Genomic DNA, 20,325 nt, shown 5'->3' on the forward strand with positions numbered 1-20,325 from the left:
GCAACTATTTATCCAGCGCCTGCAACTAACAGCTTACGCGCCCTATCTGCTCTCACCGCGCTTTCAAGGAGCACCCCACATGCCCATAGGCCTCATAGCCCTCGCTCTCGGCGGGTTCGGCATCGGATTGACCGAGTTCGTCATCATGGGCCTCCTGCCCGAGGTCTCCACCGACTTCGCAGTCAGCGAGGCCACTGCGGGCTGGCTCATCTCCGGCTACGCACTCAGCGTCGTGGTCGGCGCACTGGTCCTGACCGCTGCCGTCACCCGACTCCCCCGCAAACCTGTCCTCGCCGGATTGATGGTCCTCTTCGTCGTCGGGAACACGCTCTCGGCGCTCGCCCCGGACTTCCCCACCATGCTGCTGGGACGTGTCGTCGCGGCGCTCTGCCACGGAGCCTTCTTCGGTATCGGCGCCGTCGTGGCCGCCGACATGGTTGCGCCCCACAAGAAGGCGGGCGCGATTGCCGTCATGTTCACCGGCCTCACGGCAGCGAACGTGCTCGGTGTCCCCTTCGGAACACTGTTGGGGCAGGCCGCGGGCTGGCGCTCGACGTTCTGGGCGATCAGCGCGATCGGCGTCGTCGCCCTTGTCGGCATCCTCGCACTGGTCCCCGTCACCGAGCGCGGCACCGCAGGAACCACCGGGCTACGCGGCGAACTGCGAGCCTTCCGCTCCGGCCAGGTGTGGGCCTCGATCGCCATCACGGTCCTCGGCTACGGCGGGATGTTCGGCGCCTTCACGTACATCGCGTTCACCCTCACGTCGGTCAGCGGCTTCGACAGCGCGACGGTGCCGTGGCTGCTCATGGTGTTCGGTGTGGGTCTGTTCATCGGAAACACGCTGGGCGGCAAGGCCGCCGACCGCAACGTCGACGCCACCCTTCTGGCGGCGCTGTCCGTGTTGACCGTCGTCCTCGCCGTCTTCGCGCTGACCGCCGCGAGTGCCGTGATGGCGGTCGTGTCCCTGCTGCTGATGGGCATCTTCGGGTTCGCGACCGTACCCGGCCTGCAGATGCGCGTCATGAAGTACGCCAGCGAGGCTCCCACTCTCGCGTCCGGCGCCAACATCGGCGCCTTCAACGCGGGCAACGCGTTCGGTGCCTGGATCGGTGGCGTCACCATCTCGGCGGGTCTCGGTTACACCTCACCGATCTGGGCCGGAGCCGCCATCACCCTGGCCGCCGTCGCTGTCATGGCACTCGCGGCCCGAAAGGCGAACTCCCGCAATGGAGTCGAACTCGCACCCCGCACCGGCGACCTCGCCGGTGTCTGACCGTCCCCAACCGACCGACCTTCACCCACACCCAAGGAGAATCATGTCCACCGTTCCCAGCATCACCCTGAACAACGGCGTCACGATGCCGCAGATCGGCTTCGGAGTCTTCCAGGTTCCCGACGACGAGACGACGGCGGCGGTGACCGCTGCACTCGACGCCGGGTATCGCTCGATCGACACCGCGGCCGTCTACGGAAACGAGTCCGGCACCGGAAAAGCTCTGGCCGCCTCCGGGATCGCGCGCGACGAGTTGTTCGTGACGTCCAAGTTGTGGAACACCGACCAGGGCTACGACGCCACTCTCGCGGGCTTCGACGCGAGCCTGGACCGTCTCGGCCTCGACTACCTCGACCTGTACCTGATCCACTGGCCGGCCCCCGCCCAGGATCGATACCTCGACTCCTGGCGTGCCCTCGAAAAGCTGTACTCCGATGGACGCGTCCGGGCGATCGGCGTCTCGAACTTCCTGCCCGAGCACCTGCGTCGGGTACTCGATTCCGGCTCGATCGTCCCCGCCGTCAACCAGATCGAGCTGCACCCGGCACTGCAGCAGCGCGACGTCGTCGAGTTCGCCGATGCCCACGGCATCGCCACCGAAGCCTGGAGCCCGTTGGCGCAGGGCGCGGTCCTCGACGACGCGTCGATCGCACGGATCGCGGCCACCCACGAACGGACACCCGCGCAGGTCGTCCTCCGTTGGCACCTGCAGCAGGGACGCATCGTCATCCCGAAGTCGGTGACGCCGTCACGAATCCGCGAGAACCTCGACATCCTCGGCTTCGAACTCTCGGCCGCCGAGCTGGCGGAAATCGATGCACTGGACCGCGACGGACGGACCGGACCGCACCCGGCGGAGTTCAACGGCTAGACCGCACCCGACGACCCTCACCAACCCCTAACAGTTCGTTAACGGGGACCGATATCCGCGCCCATAGCTTGGTGTCGGTGCCACCGGGGCACCGACACCGAGCCAGGAGGCCGCACATGAACAAGAACGTCGTCACCCGCCACCGCATCGCGGTCGCCGCCGCGAGCATCGCGGCCGCCGGAGCCCTCGCAGTGCCCGGCGTCGCGTGGGCGCAGAACGCCATCCCGGGTGGTTCCCCCGTGGCCGTCGCCGCCGTGAACGGTGTCGGCGCGGCGGCCGCGTCCGTCGTACCCGCCGCCACGACCTCCCCCGACGAAGTGGTCTGCGGCCTGACGGTGGCGCCGCTGACGGACACGGAACTGCAGACGCTGCGCGACGGTGGGGTCGTCACGAAGGAGGTGGAGACGATCTCGGAGACAGGTGAGTCGTCGACCGTCTCGTTCTCGCTGGCCGCCGCCGTCACAGCGGCCGACGAGACGGCCGCCGCGCCCGTGGAACTCCCCGCCGACGTCGCAGCGACGGCAAGCGATTCCGTCGCTGCGACCACGGTCACAGCGCAGGCCTGCTGAGCACCCCGAGGGCACGGGCACTATGGATGCAGTGACCGACAGCGCCCGTATCCTGCTCGTCGACGACGACCCCAAGGTCCTGTCGTCCCTCACGCGGGGGCTCCGACTCTCCGGTTTCGAACTCGATACCGCCGACGACGGAGCTTCCGCGCTGCGGGCCGTCTCCGAGTCCCGCCCGGACGCGATCGTGCTCGACGTGAACATGCCCGTCCTCGACGGGGTGAGCGTCGTCACCGCGCTACGGGCGATGGGGAACGACGTTCCGATCTGTGTGCTCAGCGCGCGCAGCACGGTCGGCGACCGGATCGCGGGGCTCGAGGCCGGCGCCGACGACTATCTCACCAAACCGTTCGAACTGGGCGAGCTCGTCGCCCGGCTGCGCGCGCTGCTCCGCCGGGCGCCGCGGACACCGGCGCCGGCCGGGACGGTCACGGTCGGACCGTTGGAGGTGGACCTGCCGGGCCGACGCGTCCACATGGGAGGCGAGCGAATCGACCTCACCAAACGGGAATTCGATCTGCTCGAGGTTCTCGCCGAGAACGCCGGCATCGTGCTCAGCCGGGTCCGACTGCTGGAGCTGGTGTGGGGCTACGACTTCGACGCGGACACCAACGTGGTGGACGTCTTCGCGACGTACCTGCGGAGAAAGTTGGAGGCCGGTGGCAGGCCGCGAGTGCTGCATACCGTGCGGGGAGTCGGCTTCGTACTCAGGGAGCAGCCGTGACCGTGCGCCGCCCGTCGCTGTCGCTGCGCGCCCGTGTCGCCGTGGTCTCCGCACTCGCCGCGGCGATCGTGATCGCCGCGATCGGTGTGGCGTTCGCGGTGTTCCTCCGGGTCAACGGCTCCGAGCAGCTCGACCGCACCCTCGATTCGGTATCGCTGAGCGTCGCCCCCGCCACTTCCGCGCCTAACGACTTCCCGGCAGGTCCTCCCGAGATCGCCGCACTCGACGGCTATTCGACCCCCGCGGTGTCCGAACCAGTCCGCACGACCACGATCGACGGTGCCGCGGTGCGCGCGAAGGACGTCACCATCGCCGGCACTCTCGGCGAGGTGATCGCCGTGTCCGTACCGGAGGACGCCCTCAGCCGGGCCATCTGGGAACAGCAGTGGCAGGTCGCGGGGGTGGCCGTTGCCGCGATCGCGGTGGCCGCCGGCCTCGGATGGCTCCTCGCCGGCCGTGCCGTGCGCCCGCTGCAGCGACTCGCGGCAGCCACCCACACCGTGGGGGACGAACTACCCGCGTCGCTCCCGGACATCCGCGGGGCGCGCGAGGCGGAGGAACTCGGTGAAGCGATCCGACACATGCTCGATCGAATCGGAAAGGCCCAGAGTCGAACTCAGGACGCACTGGGAGCGGCGCGCGATTTCGCGGCCGTCTCCGCCCACGAACTGCGCACACCGCTCACGTCGATGCGCACCGATCTCGAGGTGCTCGCGACGATGCCGCTCACCGAGACCCAACGCGCCGAGATCCTGCGCGAACTGCGCTCCACCGAACGGCAGATCGAGTCGACACTCACCGATCTCGAAAGCCTCGCGGTGGGTGAACTCTCCGATCCCGCCGATCACGAGGACGTCGATCTGGTGGAACTGGCGGACCGCTGTGTCCAGGAATCGTCCCGGCGCCTGCCCGACGTGGACGTCCGGCTGACGGCACCGGCATCGTCGTCCCCGATGCGCGGCCTCCCGTCCGGACTACGATCCGTCCTCGACAACGCCGTCACGAACGCCATCCGGCACGGCCGCGCCGATCGCATCGAGATCACCGTCGCCGCGACTGCCCACGCGATCACGATCACCGTCGACGACAACGGCGTCGGCGTCCGGGAAGACGAGCGGACGGCGGTGTTCGAGCGCTTCGCGCGCGGAGCGTCCGCCCACCCCGTCGGGTCCGGGCTCGGGCTCGCACTCGTCGCCCAACAGGCCGCACTGCACGGCGGCACCGCCGAACTGACCGACAGTCCGCTCGGCGGTGCCCGGCTGCGGCTCGACCTGCCGAGAACCGACTGACGGAGACTACTGCGCCGGCTCGGCCGTGATCTCGGTGAACAGCGCCTCGATCGCCTCGGCGTCGATGTCGTCGATCGACGGCGGATTCCACGACGGATTGCGATCCTTGTCGACCAGGACCGCCCGCACGCCCTCGATGAAGTCGGCGTTGCGGGTCACCTCGGCGCCGAGCACCAGCTCGAGGTCGAGGCACTGCTCGAGAGTCAGGTCCGCACCCCGGCGCACCAGCTCCGCGGTGATCCACAGGCTGCTGGGAGCCAGCGTGGTGAGAGCCTCACGGGTCTGCTTGGTCCACTCGTCGTCGCCGGTCAGGCGCGCCACCATGTCGGTGATGGTGCCGGAGCCGAACACTCGGTCGATCTCGCCCGCCTGATCCTTCAGCTGGGACGCCGGCGCGTCGGTGGTGTGCTTCGCCAGCACCGCGTCCAGATCCGTGCCGCTCATCGCCCGGATGGCGTCGGCGAGCGCCCCGAGCTCGTCGCTCGGCACGAAGTGAGTCGCCAGGCCGGCGAAGACGGCATCGGCAGCCGACGCGCGGGCCCCGGTCAGCCCCAGGTACATCCCCGTCGCACCGGTGAGCCGCGGCAGGAAGTAGCTGGCACCGATGTCGGGGAAGAAGCCGATGGCCGTCTCCGGCATCGCCAGGCCGGCCTTCTCCGTGACCACCCGCACCGACCCGTGCACCGAGATGCCGAGACCGCCGCCCATCGCGTGGCCGTCGATGAGCGCCACGTACGGCTTGGGGTAGTTCGCGATGAGCGCGTTGAGCTTGTACTCGGCAGCGAAGAACGCATGGACCGCGTTGTGGTCGCGGTCGAGGGCGGACTGGCGGACGGACTTGATGTCGCCGCCCGCGCAGAAGGCGCGTTCCGACGCGCTGGTCACCAGCACCGCCGTGATCGCGTCGTCGTCGCGCCACTTGGTCAGCGCGGCGTACATGTCGCGAATCATGCTGCCGTCCAAGGCGTTGAGCGCCCTCGGTCGATCGAGCACGATCTCCGCGACGTTTCCGTGCACCTGGGTCTGGATGAACGAGGCCATCACATCTCCCTTTCTGTCGAACTGTTCACGGCCACAACGCGTCGGAGCGCCAACCCGACCCCTCCGGGGGACGGAGGCGTCGGTAGCGGACACGCAGGTGCCGTCGGCCCGGGTCTGCGTGCCAGAACTCGACTGTCGCCGGAACCAGACACCAAGCCTGCCAGGTTGCCGAAACGAACGATCGGTCGGCCTCCATCTCGGATTCCGCGGCCCGGACGGCAGCGTCGTACTCTGCGGCGTCGGCGAGGATCTCGCTCTGCCGACTCGCCGCGGCCACCGCCCGCGCCGTGATCGACCGCTCGCGGAAGTCGCGGGCGGTCACGTCGGCGTCGCCCCGCTCGACTCGACCGCAGACCCGCACCTGACGGCCCTGTTCGCGCCAGTAGAAGGTCAGTGCCGCGGCGGGATGCGCGCCGAGCTGACGGGCCTTCGGCGACCGCCGGTCGCTCGAGAACCACCATCCCCGCTCGGTGACGTCCTTGAGCAACAGCGTCCGGGCGTCCGGATCGCCCGCCGGATCGACCGTCGACAGCGTCGCGACGTGCGGCTCCGCGACGCCCGCAGCGACCGCCTCCCCCAGCCACGACACGAACAGCGCGACCGGGTCGGCGGGCAGGTTCGGGTCGCCGGGCATCGGCAGACCGCTCGGCGGCGGTGACGTCGCCGCGCCCGGAATGGCGCGGATCCAGCTGCGGGTGTCGGGGAAGTCGGCGGGAGACGGAACGGCCACCGACCGACCCTATCGAGCGGAGTCGCCCTTCGCCGGGCCCGAGAGCATCCAGCGATGCCCGAAGGGGTCGATCAGCGTCGCGTTGCGCCGACCGTAGTTCTCGGAGATCCAGCGCTCGACGGTGCCGCCCGCGTCGTGGGCACGTTCGAGCACCGCATCGGTGTCGTCGACCGGGAGCATCAGACTCACCGAGGTGGCACCCGACTCGGGGGCCGTCAGCCCCATCTCCGGGAACTCCTCCGCGAGGTAGATCAACCCGGTAGGCAGGCGCAGCTCGGCATGTCCGATCCGCCCGTCGTCCATCACGATCGGCTCGCCCACGACCTCAGCCCCGAAAGCCTTCCGATACCACTCGAGCGCCTCCCGCGCCCCGCGTACCGTCAGGTAGGGCAGGGCACCGGCGGGCGGGAATGCGGTCACGGCGCCACCCCGGACACCCCCGGCTGCGGCGACCCGATGAGGGCCCAGCGGTTGGAGGTGAGACGGAAACTGGGCACGTCGACCAGCGAGTACACCGATTCGTAGGTGCGCTCGTACGTCGTGGCGGCGATCTTCCACCGTCCCGCCGAGTCCCTGGTGTAGCGGTCCTGATAGAAGGCGGCGCCGTGCATCACCATCTGATCGCCCGGCACCACGACGGTGTCGGACAGGTACCAGATTCCCGTCGCGGTGTCGCCGTGGACGTCGATCTCGGGATGCCCGCAGTGGTGTTCGGTGATCACGTGCGGGCCGAGCGTGTCCTGCAGGAAGGAGACGAACGCGTCGCGCGAGTCGAACCGCAGATGCTCCGCGTACGTGGCGGTGACGTCCGGCATGAGTGTCTCCGCGAAGTCCGCCCACGACTTGGTGTCGAGAGCGCGCACGTACCGGTACTTGAGCCGACTGATCTCGGCTATCGCCTCCAGATCCACGATGCCCGCCCTCCACCCGCGCGTACGGTGACAACTGCAGGCTATCCGCCCGCGCGCCCGAATGAGGTGTGTAGTGCGATTATCGTTGCCCGGCAGCGATACCGCCCCGCCTCAGTCGAGTTCGGACGCGAGCTCCATCCACTGCTCCTCGGCCGCTTCCTTCTCGGCCACCACCTGCTTGAGCTCGGCGTCGAGGGTCATCAACCTGGCCGGATCGGTCGCGGCCTCCGCGAGCTGGGCGTGCAGCTTCGCCTCGCGCTCGTCGAGTTTCGCGACCGCACGCTCGAGCCGGGACAGTTCCTTGCGGGCGGCGCGGTCGGCCGCGCCGTCGCGCGCCACCTTCGGAGCGGCCGCTCCGGCCGTCGACGCCACCGACTGCGCTACGTTCTCCGGCTTCTGGGCCAGGATCGCGCGTCGGCGCAGGTACTCCTCGATGCCACCGGGCAGGTTGGTGAGCTTGCCGTCGCCGAACAGCGCCCACGTGGTGTCGCAGATCCGCTCGATGAGGTAGCGGTCGTGGGAGATGACGACCATCGTGCCCGCCCAGCCGTCGAGCAGGTCCTCGAGCTGCTGCAGGGTGTCGATGTCGAGGTCGTTGGTGGGCTCGTCGAGCAGCAGCACGTTGGGCTCGGCCATCAACACACGGGTGAGCTGCAGGCGGCGGCGCTCACCACCGGACAGGTCGCCGACCGGCGTGCGCTGGCGGGCCGGGGCGAAGCCGAGGCGCTCGGCGAGCTGACCGGCGGAGATCTCCTTGTCCCCCAGTGTGATCCGCTCCGCGACGTCCTTGACCGCGTCGAGCACCCGCATGTCGGTGGGCAGGTCGTCGAGTTCCTGTCGGAGCCAGCCGATCTTGACGGTCTGGCCCTGGATCCGCTTGCCCGAGGCCGGTTCCAGCTCGCCTGCGAGAGTGCGCAGCAGCGTCGTCTTGCCGGAGCCGTTGACACCGACCAGGCCGACGCGCTCGCCGGGCGCCAGCCGCCACGTGAGGTCGTGCACCAGTTCGCGGCCGTCCGGCGTCGTGAGCGTGGCATCCTCGAGTTCGATGACCACCCGGCCCAGCCGCCGCTTCGCGAACGACGCCAGCGCGATGCTGTCACGCGGGGCGGGCACATCGGCGATGAGCGCCTCGGCCGCCTCCACCCGGTACTTCGGCTTGGAGGTGCGAGCCTGCGGTCCGCGGCGCAGCCACGCCAGTTCCTTGCGCGCGAGATTCTGGCGCCGCTCCTCCGCGGCGTCGGCCTGCCGGGCACGTTCGGCGCGGGCGAAGATCCAGTCGTTGTAGCCGCCCTCGTAGCTCTCGACCTTGCCGCCCACCACCTCCCACGTGCGGGTGGCGACGGTGTCGAGGAACCAACGGTCGTGCGTGACGACCACGAGCGCGGAGCGCCGCGACACCAGATGCTCGGCGAGCCACTGCACACCCTCGACGTCGAGATGGTTGGTGGGCTCGTCGAGCACCAGCAGATCGAGTTCCTGCACGAGCGCCGCGGCCAGGGCGACGCGACGCCGCTCACCGCCGGACAGCCCGTCGACCGACGCGTCGAGCCCGAGGTTGTCGATGCCGATACCGGCGAGGATGCCACGGATACGGGCGTCACCGGCCCACTCGTGGTCCGCGACACCGAGCGGGCCCAGGACGACGTCACCGACCGTCGATCCGGACGGGAGCACACCGCGCTGGGTGACGACCGCCATGCGCAGTCCGCCGACCCGGCTCACCCGGCCCGAGTCCGGCTCCTCGAGGCCCGCGAGGACCTCGAGCATCGTCGTCTTGCCGCCGCCGTTGAGGCCGACGACACCGATCCGCTCACCCTCCTGCACACCGAGCGAGACGGAGTCGAGCAGCGGCTTGATGCCGAAGGACTTCGAAACCTGTTCGAGATTGATCAAATTCGCCATCAGAGGCTGCCTTCCGGCTCGGAGTCGATCACGCGTGCGCCGGGCACCGGCCCGCTCGCGACACGCACGGTGCGGCACACTCCCGCACCCGAGAGTTCCGCCCCCACCGCGACCGCGGCGTCGGCATCCGCACACAGGAACGCGCACGTGGGACCGGAGCCGGACACGATGCCCGCGAGCGCACCGGCCGTCACGCCGGCGCGCAGCGTGCGCCGCAGGTCGGGGGCCAGCGACAGCGCCGCCGCCTGCAGGTCGTTGCCGAGCAGCGGAGCCAGCGCCTCCGCGTCACCGGACGCGAGCGCGTGCATGAGATCGTCGACGTCGCCGACCCGCGGCGGGTCACCCTCCACGCGAAGTCGATCGAGTTCACGGAACACCGTCGGCGTCGACAGTCCACCCTTGGCGAGGGCGAGCACCCAGTGGAACGAATCGCGGGAGAGCACCGGCAGCAGCTTCTCGCCGCGCCCGGTGCCGACGGCGGTGCCGCCGTGCAGGGAGAACGGGACGTCACTGCCGAGGCGGGCGGCGAACACGGAAAGGGCGTCCCGATCGAGCCCGAGCCGCCACAGTTCGTTGAGCGCGACCAGCGCGGCCGCCGCGTCGGCGCTGCCGCCGGCCATTCCGCCCGCCACCGGGATGCCCTTGACGATCGAGATCTCCACGTCGGGCGCGATCCCCGCCTCGGCGGCCAGCATCTCGGCGGCCTTCCAGACGAGGTTGGTGTGGTCGGTGGGCACCGACTCGGCGCCCTCACCGCGCACACGGACCGACAGCGCGTCCGACGCGATCACGGACACGTCGTCCGCGAGGGACAGCGCCTGGAAGACGGTGCGCAGCTCGTGGTAGCCGTCCTCCCTCAGGTCACCTACCGACAGGTGCAGGTTGACCTTGGACGGCGCCCGGACGGTGACGGGGCGAGGAACGACGGAAAGCACAGGTTCCAACAATAGGCGGTGCGCCCGAGGTGACGAAAACGCACCTCAGGCGGCACTTCCGGCTAGCGGACGGACCGCACGCCCACACCGAGGCCCACGGCCGCCACGGTGGCGGCTGCGATCACGCCCGACAGCACCGGCCCGGACGCGAGATCGCCCGCGAACAGCGCGCGCTCGGCGTCGACGACGTACCCGAGCGGATTGATCGCGACCAGAGCGCGCATCCAGCTCGGGGCGTCGTCGAGGGGGAGCATCGTGCCCGACAGGATGAGCATCGGGAACATCAGCGTCTGCTGCACCACCCAGAACATCCAGTCCTGATCCCGCACGGCGAGCGCCAGCGCGTACGACAGTGCGCCCAAGCCCACCCCGAACACGCCGAGCACCGCGATGCCCACGACCGCGCCGAGTGGATCGACGTCGAGACCCAGTGGCAACGCCACCAGGATGATCAGGACCGCCTGCGCGGCAAGCGGAACCATTTCCTTCGCCGCCCGGCCGATCAGCAGCGCCGAGCGGTGCAGAGGCGTCACCAGCATCCGTTCGTGCGAGCCCTGCTGCATCTCCATCAGCAGGTTCGAGCCCGTCATCGACGTCCCGAAGATCGCGATCATCACCAGCACACCGGGGATGAACCAGTTCCACACGCCCTCGCCCATGCCCGGGACGTTCTTCAGGAGTGGGCCGAACAGCGCCAGCAGGATCAACGGCTGAGCGAGGCTGAACACGACGCTCACCGGGTCACGCAGTGTGGGTCGCAGTTCGCGGGCCATCACGATGCCACTGTCGCGCACGATTCCGGTCATGAGAGGTCTCCTGGAGTGTGGAAGGCGAGAGGTGTGGAAGGGAAGACGTTCATGCGGCGGCCGTTTCTCGCAGGCTGCGTCCGGTCAGGCCCAGGAAGACGTCGTCGAGGGTCGGCCGCGTGATGTCGGCGGTCGTGACACGCAGGCCGGAAAGTTCGCTTCTCCGGAGCAGCTCCGGCAGCGTCGCGTCGCCCTCGCTCGTACGAATCCGCACCGATGTCCCGACCACCGTGACGTCGCGGACCGTGACGAGCTCCCCGGCCAGCCGGGCCGCCTCGGCGGCCGCGACGGCGTCGTCGAAGCCCACCGTCAACAGGTCGCCCGCGAGATCCGCCTTGAGTGCGGACGCGGTGTCGTCGGCGATCACCGTGCCGCGATCGATGACGATCACGCGTTCGGCCATCGCGTCGGCCTCTTCGAGGTAGTGCGTCGTGAGCACGATCGTGGTGCCCATCGACTCCCGCAGGCGCAGGATGTGATCCCACAGGTTGGCCCGGCTCTGCGGGTCCATTCCGGTGGTCGGCTCGTCGAGGAACAGCAGCGGCGGCCGGTGCACCAGTCCGAGCGCGATGTCGAGACGTCGGCGCTGTCCACCGGAGAGCGTGCTGACCTTGCGGGTGGCGAGGTCGTCGAGATCGAGGGCCGCGAGCAGTTCGTTCGCGCGTGCGTCCGACGCCTGCCTCGTCATGCCGTAACAGCGTCCCTGCGTCACCAGCTCGTCCCGGACGCGCTGATTGTGCCCGGCCCCGCTCCCCTGGCCGACGTAGCCGATCCGGCGCCGCACCTCGTCGCGATCCGCGGTGACGTCGAAGCCGGCGACCTCGGCGCGACCCGCGGTGGGCTCCAGCAGTGTCGTCAGCATGCGCAGCGTCGTCGACTTGCCCGCACCGTTGGGTCCGAGCAGCGCCACCAGCTCGCCCTCGGCGACGTCGAGATCGACGTCCACGACCGCCTGCACCGTGTTCTTGCCCTGCGTGAATCGTTTGGTCAGACCCACCGTCCGGATCATCGCGTGCATCGCTTCCGCCTCCCGCTTTCGTGATTCGTTTCGTCCGACCACGAAAGCTAGGAGCAATTGCGGACACCTGGCGTCCGCAATCTCCGGGATACTTCGACGCATGCGGGAAACCTCGGCACGGCTGCTCCGGCTGCTCTCCCTGCTCCAGACCCGACGGGACTGGTCGGGCGTGGAACTGGCCGAGCGCCTGGACATCACCCCACGGACCGTGCGACGCGACGTCGACAAGCTGCGCGGCCTCGGCTACCCCGTCGACGCGACCGTCGGAGTGGGGGGCGGGTACCGGCTCGGCGCGGGCGTGGAGATGCCGCCGCTGCTGCTCGACGACGACGAGGTGCTCGCCGTCGCGCTCGGGCTGCAGTCCGGCGCGACGGGCTCGGTCGTGGGCATCGGCGAGTCGTCGGTACGCGCACTCACCAAGTTGCGGCAGGTGATGCCGTCACGGCTGCGACACCGACTCGAGGCACTGCAGGTGGACGTCGTGCAGCGCGAACCCGCGCCCAGCGCGGTGGACGCCGCGGTGCTGTCCGCGATCGCATCGGTGTGCCACGGCCACGAGCGTCTCCGCTTCGACTACCGGACGCACGACGGCGGCGAGAGCCGCCGAGAGGTGGAGCCGTATCGCCTGGTCCGCTCCGGATCTCGGTGGTATTTGATGGCGTGGGACCTGTCGAGGGAGGACTGGCGGTCGTTCCGCGTCGACCGCATGGATCCGAGGATTCCCACCGGACCGCGCTTCACCCCTCGCGCACTCCCGCCCGGCGGGGCCGCGGAGTTCGTCGCGCGCGGCATCGGCCGAGCGGTGACGCGTGTGCGCGCCCGAGTGCTGCTGCACGCTCCGATCGGGGACATCGCGCCGATGGTGGACGCCGCGTGGGGCACGCTCGAAGACGCGCCGGACGGTCGGTGCGTGATTGCCCTGGCGGGCGAATCGCCGTCGTCGATCGCCCGCTGGCTGAGCGCGTTCGACGTCGACTTCACGGTGCTCGATCCCCCGGAACTACGTGACGAGTGCCGACGCCGCGCCGCGCACCACGCGCTGGTCGCCGAGCGTTACCGCGGCGCCTGACCGGGCACGTCCATCCAACCGCCGCCGACATCGTTACGGATCCAGTCGACCTCGATCCGGCGATCCGCGATGGCCCACCGGCCGTCGCGGCGCTCGAACCGGTCGAGGTAGCGCAACCACACGACCAGGAAGTTGCGGGTGGCGTGGCCCGCGTCGGCCGCACTGGTGTGCTGCGCCATCGCGTAGGTTTCGGCGTCGGCGGTGTCACCGTCCAGCTCGATCAGCTGATTCCCCGTGAAATGGAACGTGCGATCGAACAGGCCGAACCCGCCCGGGTCCGCGAGAAACTGCATGAAGTCGTCCAGCCCGCCCTGGTAGAACGGCGCGTAGTCGTTGTGCGCATCCTCGAAGAAGCAGCCACGCACCAGGTTCCAGTCGCGGCGATCGACGCCCCGGAAGTAGCGGAGCAGCACGTCGCCGATCTCGGCACGGTCCGCGAGTGCGCGCAGTTCGTAGGCAGCCACCGTCGTCCCTTCGGTCACCTGAGCGGTTGCCGAACCCTACTTCCGAACCGGCGACCGGTGCCACGAATCCGGCCGTGAAACGCCGAAACGGGGCCCCATCCTCGCGGATGGGGCCCCGTGCACGTCAGATCCCGGTCAGACCGGGAGCGGAATCAGACCGCGGTGACGTCGGTGGCCTGCGGGCCCTTGTTGCCCTGACCGATCTCGAAGCGAACGCGCTGGTTCTCCTCGAGGGTGCGGAAGCCGTTGGTCTGGATGGCCGAGTAGTGGACGAAGACGTCGGCGCTGCCGTCGTCGGGCGCGATGAAGCCGAAGCCCTTTTCAGCGTTGAACCACTTCACGGTGCCTTCTGCCATGTTTCTTTCTCTCTCTTACGAAGTGCAAACTCGGGAAACTCCAGGTCAGGGGTTCCCGGGCCGGTGTCACACGGCGGCTTCGTCGATTCTCGGAGAGAGAACCCGTCCGCCCGCAACTTCAGGATTTGCGAGCGTGGACTAACACAAACACAAAAACTACGACCGAGGACCAGTCAACCACACGCAGCCCGGATGCGCCCGGGGACCCTCGTCACACTTCGTCGCAGTGACGCGGATCTCTTCGAATCCCTTGCAAGTCGATACCCCCCAGGGGTACCTTCGAGATGTCAGAACGAAGTACCCACACCGGGTAGTGGTACCGAAGCAAGGAGTCCGACATGAGCACCGCCGAATACACCGTCACCGGAATGACCTGCGGACACTGCGTCTCCTCGGTCAAGGAAGAGGTCGGCGCGATCGGCGGCGTCTCCGACGTCGCGGTCGATCTGAAGTCCGGCCGCCTCACCGTCACATCCGCGGCACCCCTCCCCGTCGACGCGGTCACCGCCGCGGTCGAGGAGGCGGGCTACACCGCCCAGCCGATCTGAGGAATCCGATGCGTACGTCCACCACGCTCATCGCCTACGCCGGGGGGCTCGCGGTCGTCTTCGCCGCGGCCCTCGGCGTGGGCGCCGTCACGGGAAGTCCGATCGACATGACGAGCACACACTCCGACAGCCACGCGGCCGCGGACCCCGAGCCCGCCTCGAGTGCCCCCGCCGGGTTACAGGTCTCGCAGGACGGCTACACCCTCGGCGAGGTCACCTCGCCGACCCGCGCCGGCCAGGCCGGCACCCTGAGCTTCCGCATCCTGGACGCGGACGGAGCGCCGGTGCGCGAGTACGACGACCTGCACGAGAAGCAGCTGCACCTCATCGTCGTCCGCTCGGACACCAGCCAGTTCCGACACGTCCACCCCACGCTCGGGCCCGACGGCACATGGTCGATCGACTGGACCTGGCCCACGGGCGGCACGTATCGCGTGTTCGCCGACTTCCAGGCGAGCGGCGCTCCCCGCCAACTCACCCTGGGCCGGAACGTCGACGTCGGCGGCGATCTGCAGCCGGCGGCACTGCCGACCCCGTCGCGCACGGCGACGGTCGACGGCTACACCGTCACCCTCGACGGCGACCTCGGCACCGCAGGCGGACCGCTGACGCTCACGGTCGCCCGCGACGGTGCGCCCGTCACTGATCTCGATCCCTACCTGGGCGCATACGGCCACCTGGTCGCGCTGCGCACCGGCGACCTGGCCTACCTGCACGTGCACCCCGAAGGCGAACCCGGCGACGGTGTCACCGCGCCCGGCCCGGACGTCACGTTCCACGCACAGGCCCCGAGCGTCGGTACCTACCGACTGTTCCTCGACTTCCAGCACCGGGGCACCGTCCGCACCGCCGAGTTCACCGTTCCGGTCGGACCGGCGACCGCGCCATCGACCACAGGATCCGTACCCGCACCTCACGACGGTCACGAAGGAGGACACTGATGACTACCGCCGATCTCACCACCGGCCGCAACGACACCATCGAACTCGCGATCGGCGGTATGACGTGCGCCTCGTGCGCCGCCCGAGTCGAGAAGAAGCTCAACAAGATCGAGGGCGTCACCGCTACGGTCAACTACGCCACCGAGAAGGCGAAGATCGCCTTCCCCGAGGGTGTCAGCACCGACGACCTCGTCACCGCGGTGCAGAACGCCGGCTACACCGCGACCCTGCCCACTCCCCCCTCGGCCGACGAGTCCGGCCCCACCGACGATCCGCGTGATCGCGAACTCACCGCGCTACGCACCCGTCTGATCGTCTCGGCGATCCTGTCGGTGCCGGTGATCGCGATGGCGATGGTCCCGGCCCTGCAGTTCGACAACTGGCAGTGGCTCTCGCTCACCCTCGCCGCCCCGGTGATCGTGTGGGCCGGCCTCCCCTTCCACCGCGCGGCCTGGACGAATCTGCGCCACGGCACCGCGACCATGGACACCCTCATCTCGCTCGGCACCACCGCAGCCTTCGCGTGGTCGCTGTACGCACTGTTCTTCGGCACCGCCGGCACCCCCGGGATGAAGCACGCGTTCGAGCTGACCGTCGACCGGATGGACGGCGCCGCGAACATCTATCTCGAGGTCGCGGCCGGTGTCATCACGTTCGTGCTCGCGGGCCGATACTTCGAGGCCAAGTCGAAGCGAACCGCCGGTGCGGCACTGCGTGCTCTGCTCGAACTGGGCGCCAAGGAAGTCTCGGTGCTGCGCGACGGCGTCGAATCCCGCATTCCCGCAGACCAATTGCGCGTCGACGACCTCTTCGTGGTCCGGCCCGGCGAGAAGGTCGCGACCGACGGCGTCGTCGTGGAGGGCAACTCGGCCGTCGACATGAGCATGCTCACCGGCGAATCTGTGCCCGTCGAGGTGGGAGTCGGCGACGACGTCGTCGGCGCCACCGTGAACGCGGGCGGACGGCTCGTGGTGCGCGCCCGCCGTGTCGGTGGCGACACCCAACTCGCGCAGATGGCCGCGCTGGTCGAGGACGCCCAGAACGGCAAGGCCGAGGTGCAGCGCCTCGCCGACCGCATCGCCGGCGTGTTCGTCCCGATCGCGATCGCGATCTCCGTTGCAGCCCTGGGCTACTGGATCGGCACCGGCAACCCCCTGCAGATGGCGTTCACGGCCGCCGTCGCGGTGCTCATCATCGCCTGCCCCTGCGCCCTCGGTCTGGCAACCCCCACCGCGCTGCTGGTCGGCACCGGCCGCGGCGCCCAACTGGGCGTCCTCATCAAGGGTCCTGAGGTTCTCGAGACCACCCGCGGCGTCGACACCATCGTGCTCGACAAGACCGGCACCGTCACCACGGGCAAGATGACGCTGATCGACGTCGTCACCACCGACGGCGTCGACCGCGACGAGGCGCTGCGCCTGGTGGGCGCGCTCGAGAACGCGTCCGAGCATCCGATCGCGCAGGCGGTCGCGGCAGGAGCCGCCGAGGGCGTCGGTTCCCTGCCCTCCGTCGAGGATTTCGTCAACGTCGAGGGCAAGGGTGTGCAGGGCATCGTCGACGGCCACGCCGTGGTCGCCGGACGCGAGAGTCTGCTCGCGGACTGGTCGCAGCACCTGCCCGACGACCTCGCCCGCGCGAAGCGGGAGGCCGAGAAGCTGGGCCGCACCGCGATCGCCGCAGGCTGGGACGGACAGGCCCGCGCCGTGTTCGTGGTCGCCGACGCCATCAAGGACACCAGTGCGGACGCCGTCCGCCGGTTCAAGCAACTGGGCCTGAACCCGGTGCTGCTCACCGGCGACAACGAGACCGTCGCCCGCACCGTGGCGGCGCAGGTGGGCATCGACACCGTCGTCGCCGAGGTGCTGCCCGGCGACAAGGTCGACGCCGTCAAGAACCTGCAGGCCGAGGGCAGGGTTGTCGCGATGGTCGGCGACGGTGTGAACGACGCGGCCGCTCTCGCCCAGGCCGATCTCGGCCTGGCGATGGGCACGGGCACCGATGTCGCGATCGAAGCCGCCGACATCACCCTCGTTCGCGGCGACCTGCGCTCGGCCGCCGACGCGATCGAGCTGTCCCGCAAGACCCTTCGCACCATCAAGGGGAACCTGTTCTGGGCGTTCGCCTACAACGCGGCGGCGATCCCCCTGGCCGCGGCGGGTCTGCTGAACCCAATGCTCGCCGGTGCGGCGATGGCGTTCTCGAGCGTGTTCGTGGTCAGCAACAGCCTCCGGCTGCGGCGGTTCAGCCCGTCCGCCTAGAGCAGGCGCAATACGAGGGCCCGGCGACCGTATCGTCACCGGGCCCTCGTCACGTCACCGCGTCGTCGACGCTCAGTTGCGACCGGCCTTGTCGAGCAGCATGATTCCCGTCGCAGTGGGAACGACACCGCCGACGTTCTTCTGCCAGGCGACGTAGATCATCACCGAGCTCACCGGGACGCTCGGGACGGTCTCGTTCCACAGCGTCTGGATCTCCGCCAGCACACCGCGGATCTGGTCGTCGCCGTCCGCCGCCTGCAGCTTGTCGAGCAGCACCTCCATCTGCGGGTTCGAATAGCCCGCGAAGTTGGCCGTGGACGTCGCAGACAGCGTGGTGTCGAGGCCCAGGTACGGAATGGCCTCGTACAGACCGATGCCCGCGTGGGCCATGTCGTAGTCGCGCTGCACGTACACCTGCTTGACGATGTCGCCGGCGTTGTTGGCGTTGATGATGTTCACCGTGAAGCCGACCGCCTGCAGCAGGGACTGCACGGCCAGGCCGATCGCCTGTTCACTCGGCTCCTGCAGCACGATGTAGTTCAGCTTGCCGTCGTAGCCGTCGGCCTTCGCCTCGTCGAGCAGCTTGCGGGCAGCGTCCGGGTCGAACGGCACGCCCTCGACGTCGGTGGCCCAGCGGGAGAGATCGTTGAACATGGCCTTGCCCGGCAGGCCCAGGCCGTTGTCGCCGCGCTGACCGACCAGCTCCGGATCGATCGCGAGCGCAATTGCCCTGCGCACCCGCACATCCGCGCCCGGTCGGCCCTCACGGTTGTTGACCAGCTCGGCGCCACCACTGTTGAGGATGCTGAAGGATCCGGGGTAACCGGCGTCGATCGTGTCGTAGATCGCCTGCGGGTTGCCGCGCAGGAACCCGATGTCGATACCGTTGGTGCGCATCGACTCCAGGTTCTCCCGCGAACCGCTCAACGCGATGAAGCGCAACTTGTCGGACTTGGGCTTGCCGTTCCAGTAGTCGGCGCGCGCCGTGAGCACCCGCTCCTCGTTGGGCGCGTAGCGGTCGAGGACGAACGGGCCGGCGCCGATCGGCTTGAAGGCTTCGCCCTCGCCCGCACCGGGCGCGACGATCATGCCGTGGCCGAGTGCGAGCATCGACGGGAACGTCGGCCACTTCTTGTTCAACCGGAACTCCACCGTCTGCGCGTCGACGGCCGTCGTCGACGCGACGGCGTCGACCCACACGGCAGCGCCGTTGCCCTTGTTGGCGTTGTAGCGGTTGATGCTCGCGACGACCGCGTTCGCGTCGAGCGGGGTTCCGTCGCTGAAGGTGACGCCCGGGCGCAGCTTCAGCGTCCAGACGTTGCCCTCCTGATCGGACGTCAGGGACTGCGCGAGACGCGGTACGAACTCCCCCGTCTCCTCGTCGTACCGCAGCAGGACGTCGTAGACCGCGGCCAGTTCGTCGCCGCCACTGCCGCCGCGGGCGGTGGTCCTGGCCGGATCGAGCACTGCCGCGAGCGCCTGCACGCTGAACGTGAGCTGCGGCGTCGAACCCGTCGGGTCCGGAGCCTGGTCGCCCACCAGGCCCACCGCGGGCGGGGTGCGGGTACCGCTGGTGTCGCCGCCACCGCCGTCGTCCGAACTGGCACAGCCCGCGAGCGCCAGCGCACCCACCACCAACACCGTCGTCAGGCTCTTGCCGAACCTCGCCCTGCTGCCCACGCACCCTCCAGTCGCTCCGGTGTGACTCACGCCACACATCCGCGCAGACGTTAGCCGGACGCGAATCGTACGGAATGCCCGGTCCCATTGAGCGGGAGAATTGGTGCGTGGGCGGCGTCGGCCGCTAGGAGAAGAGGCTGCCGAACAGGTTGCCGAGGCTGCCCAGGGAACCCGCTCCGGCCGGTTCGGGATCGTTCTTGGCGAAATCGGTGGTGCACCCGTTGAACTGCACGGCGTCGACCAGAGTCGACGTCGCGGCCGAGCCCGAGCCGACGCTCACCCCGTAGTGCTCGACGGTCGCGTTCGGGTTCGCTGCCGAGATCGCCGCCAGCGTGGTCGGCACACGATCCTTCGCGCCGTCGATGTTCTGGGTGCTCCACCACAGACCCTTCTGGATCTCCTCGTGGGTGGCACCCTCGGCGACGTCGGCGCCGGGCTCGGCGACCCACACCAGTGTGGTGAAGCCGTTCTCGAACTTGCCTCCCTTGGTACCCAGCAGACGGATCTGGAACGACGCGGTGGACGTGGCCGCCTTCTCGGCGAAACCGATGTCCTTCGAGATGACGTCCGCGAGCGCGACGCTGCCGGCCTCGTGGTACCAGGCGGTGCGGTCCGTCGTTCCGGTCACGGCCAGCTCGAGCGAACCGTTGTCGTCGAGGACGTTGCTCGCGGAGTACGCGGCCTCCTGCCCCTTCTCGTCCTCGAACGGCACACCCCAGCCGGCGGGATTCGACTCGGTCGACAGGGCGTCACACGTGAAACCACCCGCAGGCTCCTCGGAGGAGCTGCCGAGCGACCCGGACGCGCTACCGAGGGAGCCTCCGAGCGAGCCGGTTGCGGCCGAGGACAGGGCCGGCGAGACCAGGATCGCGGTACCGGCGATCGCGACCACCGTGGCGACGCGACGAAGCGAGCTACTCGACATAGGAAGACCTTT

Annotated in this window: 21 protein-coding genes; 9 read left to right on the top strand and 12 right to left on the bottom strand. The window is 69.3% G+C overall.

Annotation, left to right across the window (positions count from 1 at the left end; translation table 11 throughout):
- The first annotated feature begins 79 nt into the window (after positions 1 to 79).
- The 5 genes from PSS76_RS11170 (at position 80) to PSS76_RS11190 (ending at position 4,729) form a co-directional block, all read left to right on the top strand.
- Positions 80 to 1,276: an MFS transporter gene (locus tag PSS76_RS11170; protein WP_106851137.1), complete on the top strand. Its 1,197-nt coding sequence runs from the start codon at positions 80 to 82 to the stop codon at positions 1,274 to 1,276.
- Positions 1,277 to 1,319: 43 nt separating this feature from the next.
- Positions 1,320 to 2,147: an aldo/keto reductase gene (locus tag PSS76_RS11175; protein WP_022594637.1), complete on the top strand. Its 828-nt coding sequence runs from the start codon at positions 1,320 to 1,322 to the stop codon at positions 2,145 to 2,147.
- Positions 2,148 to 2,263: 116 nt separating this feature from the next.
- A complete protein-coding gene (locus tag PSS76_RS11180) occupies positions 2,264 to 2,716 on the top strand; it encodes a hypothetical protein (protein WP_337456203.1) in 453 nt (150 codons plus the stop codon).
- Between the two features lie 22 nt (positions 2,717 to 2,738).
- A complete protein-coding gene (locus PSS76_RS11185; protein ID WP_005514737.1) occupies positions 2,739 to 3,440 on the top strand; it encodes a response regulator transcription factor in 702 nt (233 codons plus the stop codon).
- Positions 3,437 to 4,729: a sensor histidine kinase gene (locus PSS76_RS11190; RefSeq protein WP_337456204.1), complete on the top strand. Its 1,293-nt coding sequence runs from the start codon at positions 3,437 to 3,439 to the stop codon at positions 4,727 to 4,729. Before PSS76_RS11185 ends, PSS76_RS11190 begins: the two co-directional genes overlap by 4 nt.
- Positions 4,730 to 4,735: 6 nt before the next feature.
- Here PSS76_RS11190 and PSS76_RS11195 read toward each other — a convergent pair whose 3' ends face one another.
- From PSS76_RS11195 to PSS76_RS11230, 8 genes are all read right to left on the bottom strand, one after another.
- A complete protein-coding gene (locus PSS76_RS11195) occupies positions 4,736 to 5,773 on the bottom strand; it encodes an enoyl-CoA hydratase/isomerase family protein (protein ID WP_205316510.1) in 1,038 nt (345 codons plus the stop codon).
- 22 nt (positions 5,774 to 5,795) lie between these two features.
- Positions 5,796 to 6,500 (bottom strand): pyridoxine/pyridoxamine 5'-phosphate oxidase, encoded by a 705-nt coding sequence (locus tag PSS76_RS11200; RefSeq protein WP_081183110.1) that lies wholly within the window; start codon positions 6,498 to 6,500, stop codon positions 5,796 to 5,798.
- A gap of 9 nt (positions 6,501 to 6,509) precedes the next feature.
- Entirely contained in the window at positions 6,510 to 6,920 is a 411-nt protein-coding gene (locus PSS76_RS11205; protein WP_005514741.1) for a VOC family protein, read from the bottom strand.
- Positions 6,917 to 7,411, bottom strand: coding sequence for a nuclear transport factor 2 family protein (locus PSS76_RS11210; RefSeq protein ID WP_005514743.1), 495 nt, complete (start codon positions 7,409 to 7,411; stop codon positions 6,917 to 6,919). Before PSS76_RS11210 ends, PSS76_RS11205 begins: the two co-directional genes overlap by 4 nt.
- Before the next feature lie 111 nt (positions 7,412 to 7,522).
- Positions 7,523 to 9,313 carry an ABC-F family ATP-binding cassette domain-containing protein gene (locus PSS76_RS11215; RefSeq protein ID WP_069856135.1) on the bottom strand — a complete coding sequence of 597 codons (1,791 nt, stop codon included), beginning with the start codon at positions 9,311 to 9,313 and terminating at the stop codon, positions 7,523 to 7,525.
- On the bottom strand, positions 9,313 to 10,248 hold the full coding sequence (locus PSS76_RS11220) for a 4-(cytidine 5'-diphospho)-2-C-methyl-D-erythritol kinase (RefSeq protein ID WP_005514745.1): 936 nt from the start codon (positions 10,246 to 10,248) through the stop codon (positions 9,313 to 9,315). The genes PSS76_RS11215 and PSS76_RS11220 overlap by 1 nt, the downstream gene beginning before the upstream one ends.
- A 62-nt stretch (positions 10,249 to 10,310) precedes the next feature.
- Entirely contained in the window at positions 10,311 to 11,054 is a 744-nt protein-coding gene (locus PSS76_RS11225; RefSeq protein ID WP_013415229.1) for an ABC transporter permease, read from the bottom strand.
- 49 nt (positions 11,055 to 11,103) lie between these two features.
- On the bottom strand, positions 11,104 to 12,063 hold the full coding sequence (locus PSS76_RS11230; RefSeq protein ID WP_013415228.1) for an ATP-binding cassette domain-containing protein: 960 nt from the start codon (positions 12,061 to 12,063) through the stop codon (positions 11,104 to 11,106).
- A gap of 109 nt (positions 12,064 to 12,172) precedes the next feature.
- On the opposite strand from PSS76_RS11230, the gene PSS76_RS11235 reads away from it, so the two are divergent.
- Positions 12,173 to 13,141: a helix-turn-helix transcriptional regulator gene (locus tag PSS76_RS11235; protein WP_081183113.1), complete on the top strand. Its 969-nt coding sequence runs from the start codon at positions 12,173 to 12,175 to the stop codon at positions 13,139 to 13,141.
- Here the strand turns inward: PSS76_RS11235 and PSS76_RS11240 are convergent.
- Both PSS76_RS11240 and cspE read right to left on the bottom strand, forming a co-directional pair.
- The gene (locus tag PSS76_RS11240) at positions 13,126 to 13,605 is read right to left on the bottom strand and encodes a nuclear transport factor 2 family protein (protein WP_226347406.1); all 480 of its coding nucleotides are present in this window, start codon (positions 13,603 to 13,605) and stop codon (positions 13,126 to 13,128) included. The genes PSS76_RS11235 and PSS76_RS11240 overlap by 16 nt on opposite strands.
- 152 nt (positions 13,606 to 13,757) lie before the next feature.
- Positions 13,758 to 13,961 (bottom strand): transcription antiterminator/RNA stability regulator CspE, encoded by a 204-nt coding sequence (gene cspE, locus PSS76_RS11245; RefSeq protein ID WP_005514750.1) that lies wholly within the window; start codon positions 13,959 to 13,961, stop codon positions 13,758 to 13,760.
- Positions 13,962 to 14,299: 338 nt separating this feature from the next.
- On the opposite strand from cspE, the gene PSS76_RS11250 reads away from it, so the two are divergent.
- Genes PSS76_RS11250 through PSS76_RS11260 form a run of 3 tightly spaced genes read left to right on the top strand, consistent with a single transcriptional unit; the run spans position 14,300 to position 17,708 of the window.
- On the top strand, positions 14,300 to 14,509 hold the full coding sequence (locus PSS76_RS11250; protein WP_005514751.1) for a heavy-metal-associated domain-containing protein: 210 nt from the start codon (positions 14,300 to 14,302) through the stop codon (positions 14,507 to 14,509).
- An 8-nt stretch (positions 14,510 to 14,517) separates the two neighbouring features.
- Positions 14,518 to 15,450 (top strand): DUF8832 domain-containing protein, encoded by a 933-nt coding sequence (locus PSS76_RS11255; RefSeq protein WP_064058976.1) that lies wholly within the window; start codon positions 14,518 to 14,520, stop codon positions 15,448 to 15,450.
- On the top strand, positions 15,450 to 17,708 hold the full coding sequence (locus tag PSS76_RS11260) for a heavy metal translocating P-type ATPase (protein ID WP_064058975.1): 2,259 nt from the start codon (positions 15,450 to 15,452) through the stop codon (positions 17,706 to 17,708). The genes PSS76_RS11255 and PSS76_RS11260 overlap by 1 nt, the downstream gene beginning before the upstream one ends.
- A 72-nt stretch (positions 17,709 to 17,780) precedes the next feature.
- Here PSS76_RS11260 and PSS76_RS11265 read toward each other — a convergent pair whose 3' ends face one another.
- Together PSS76_RS11265 and PSS76_RS11270 are read right to left on the bottom strand one after the other, a co-directional pair.
- The gene (locus PSS76_RS11265; RefSeq protein ID WP_005514755.1) at positions 17,781 to 19,388 is read right to left on the bottom strand and encodes an ABC transporter substrate-binding protein; all 1,608 of its coding nucleotides are present in this window, start codon (positions 19,386 to 19,388) and stop codon (positions 17,781 to 17,783) included.
- A gap of 124 nt (positions 19,389 to 19,512) precedes the next feature.
- The gene (locus PSS76_RS11270; RefSeq protein ID WP_041673978.1) at positions 19,513 to 20,313 is read right to left on the bottom strand and encodes a hypothetical protein; all 801 of its coding nucleotides are present in this window, start codon (positions 20,311 to 20,313) and stop codon (positions 19,513 to 19,515) included.
- Positions 20,314 to 20,325 lie beyond the last annotated feature (12 nt).

The sequence above is a fragment of the Prescottella sp. D32 genome, assembly GCF_037287305.1.
Classification (GTDB): domain Bacteria; phylum Actinomycetota; class Actinomycetes; order Mycobacteriales; family Mycobacteriaceae; genus Prescottella; species Prescottella equi.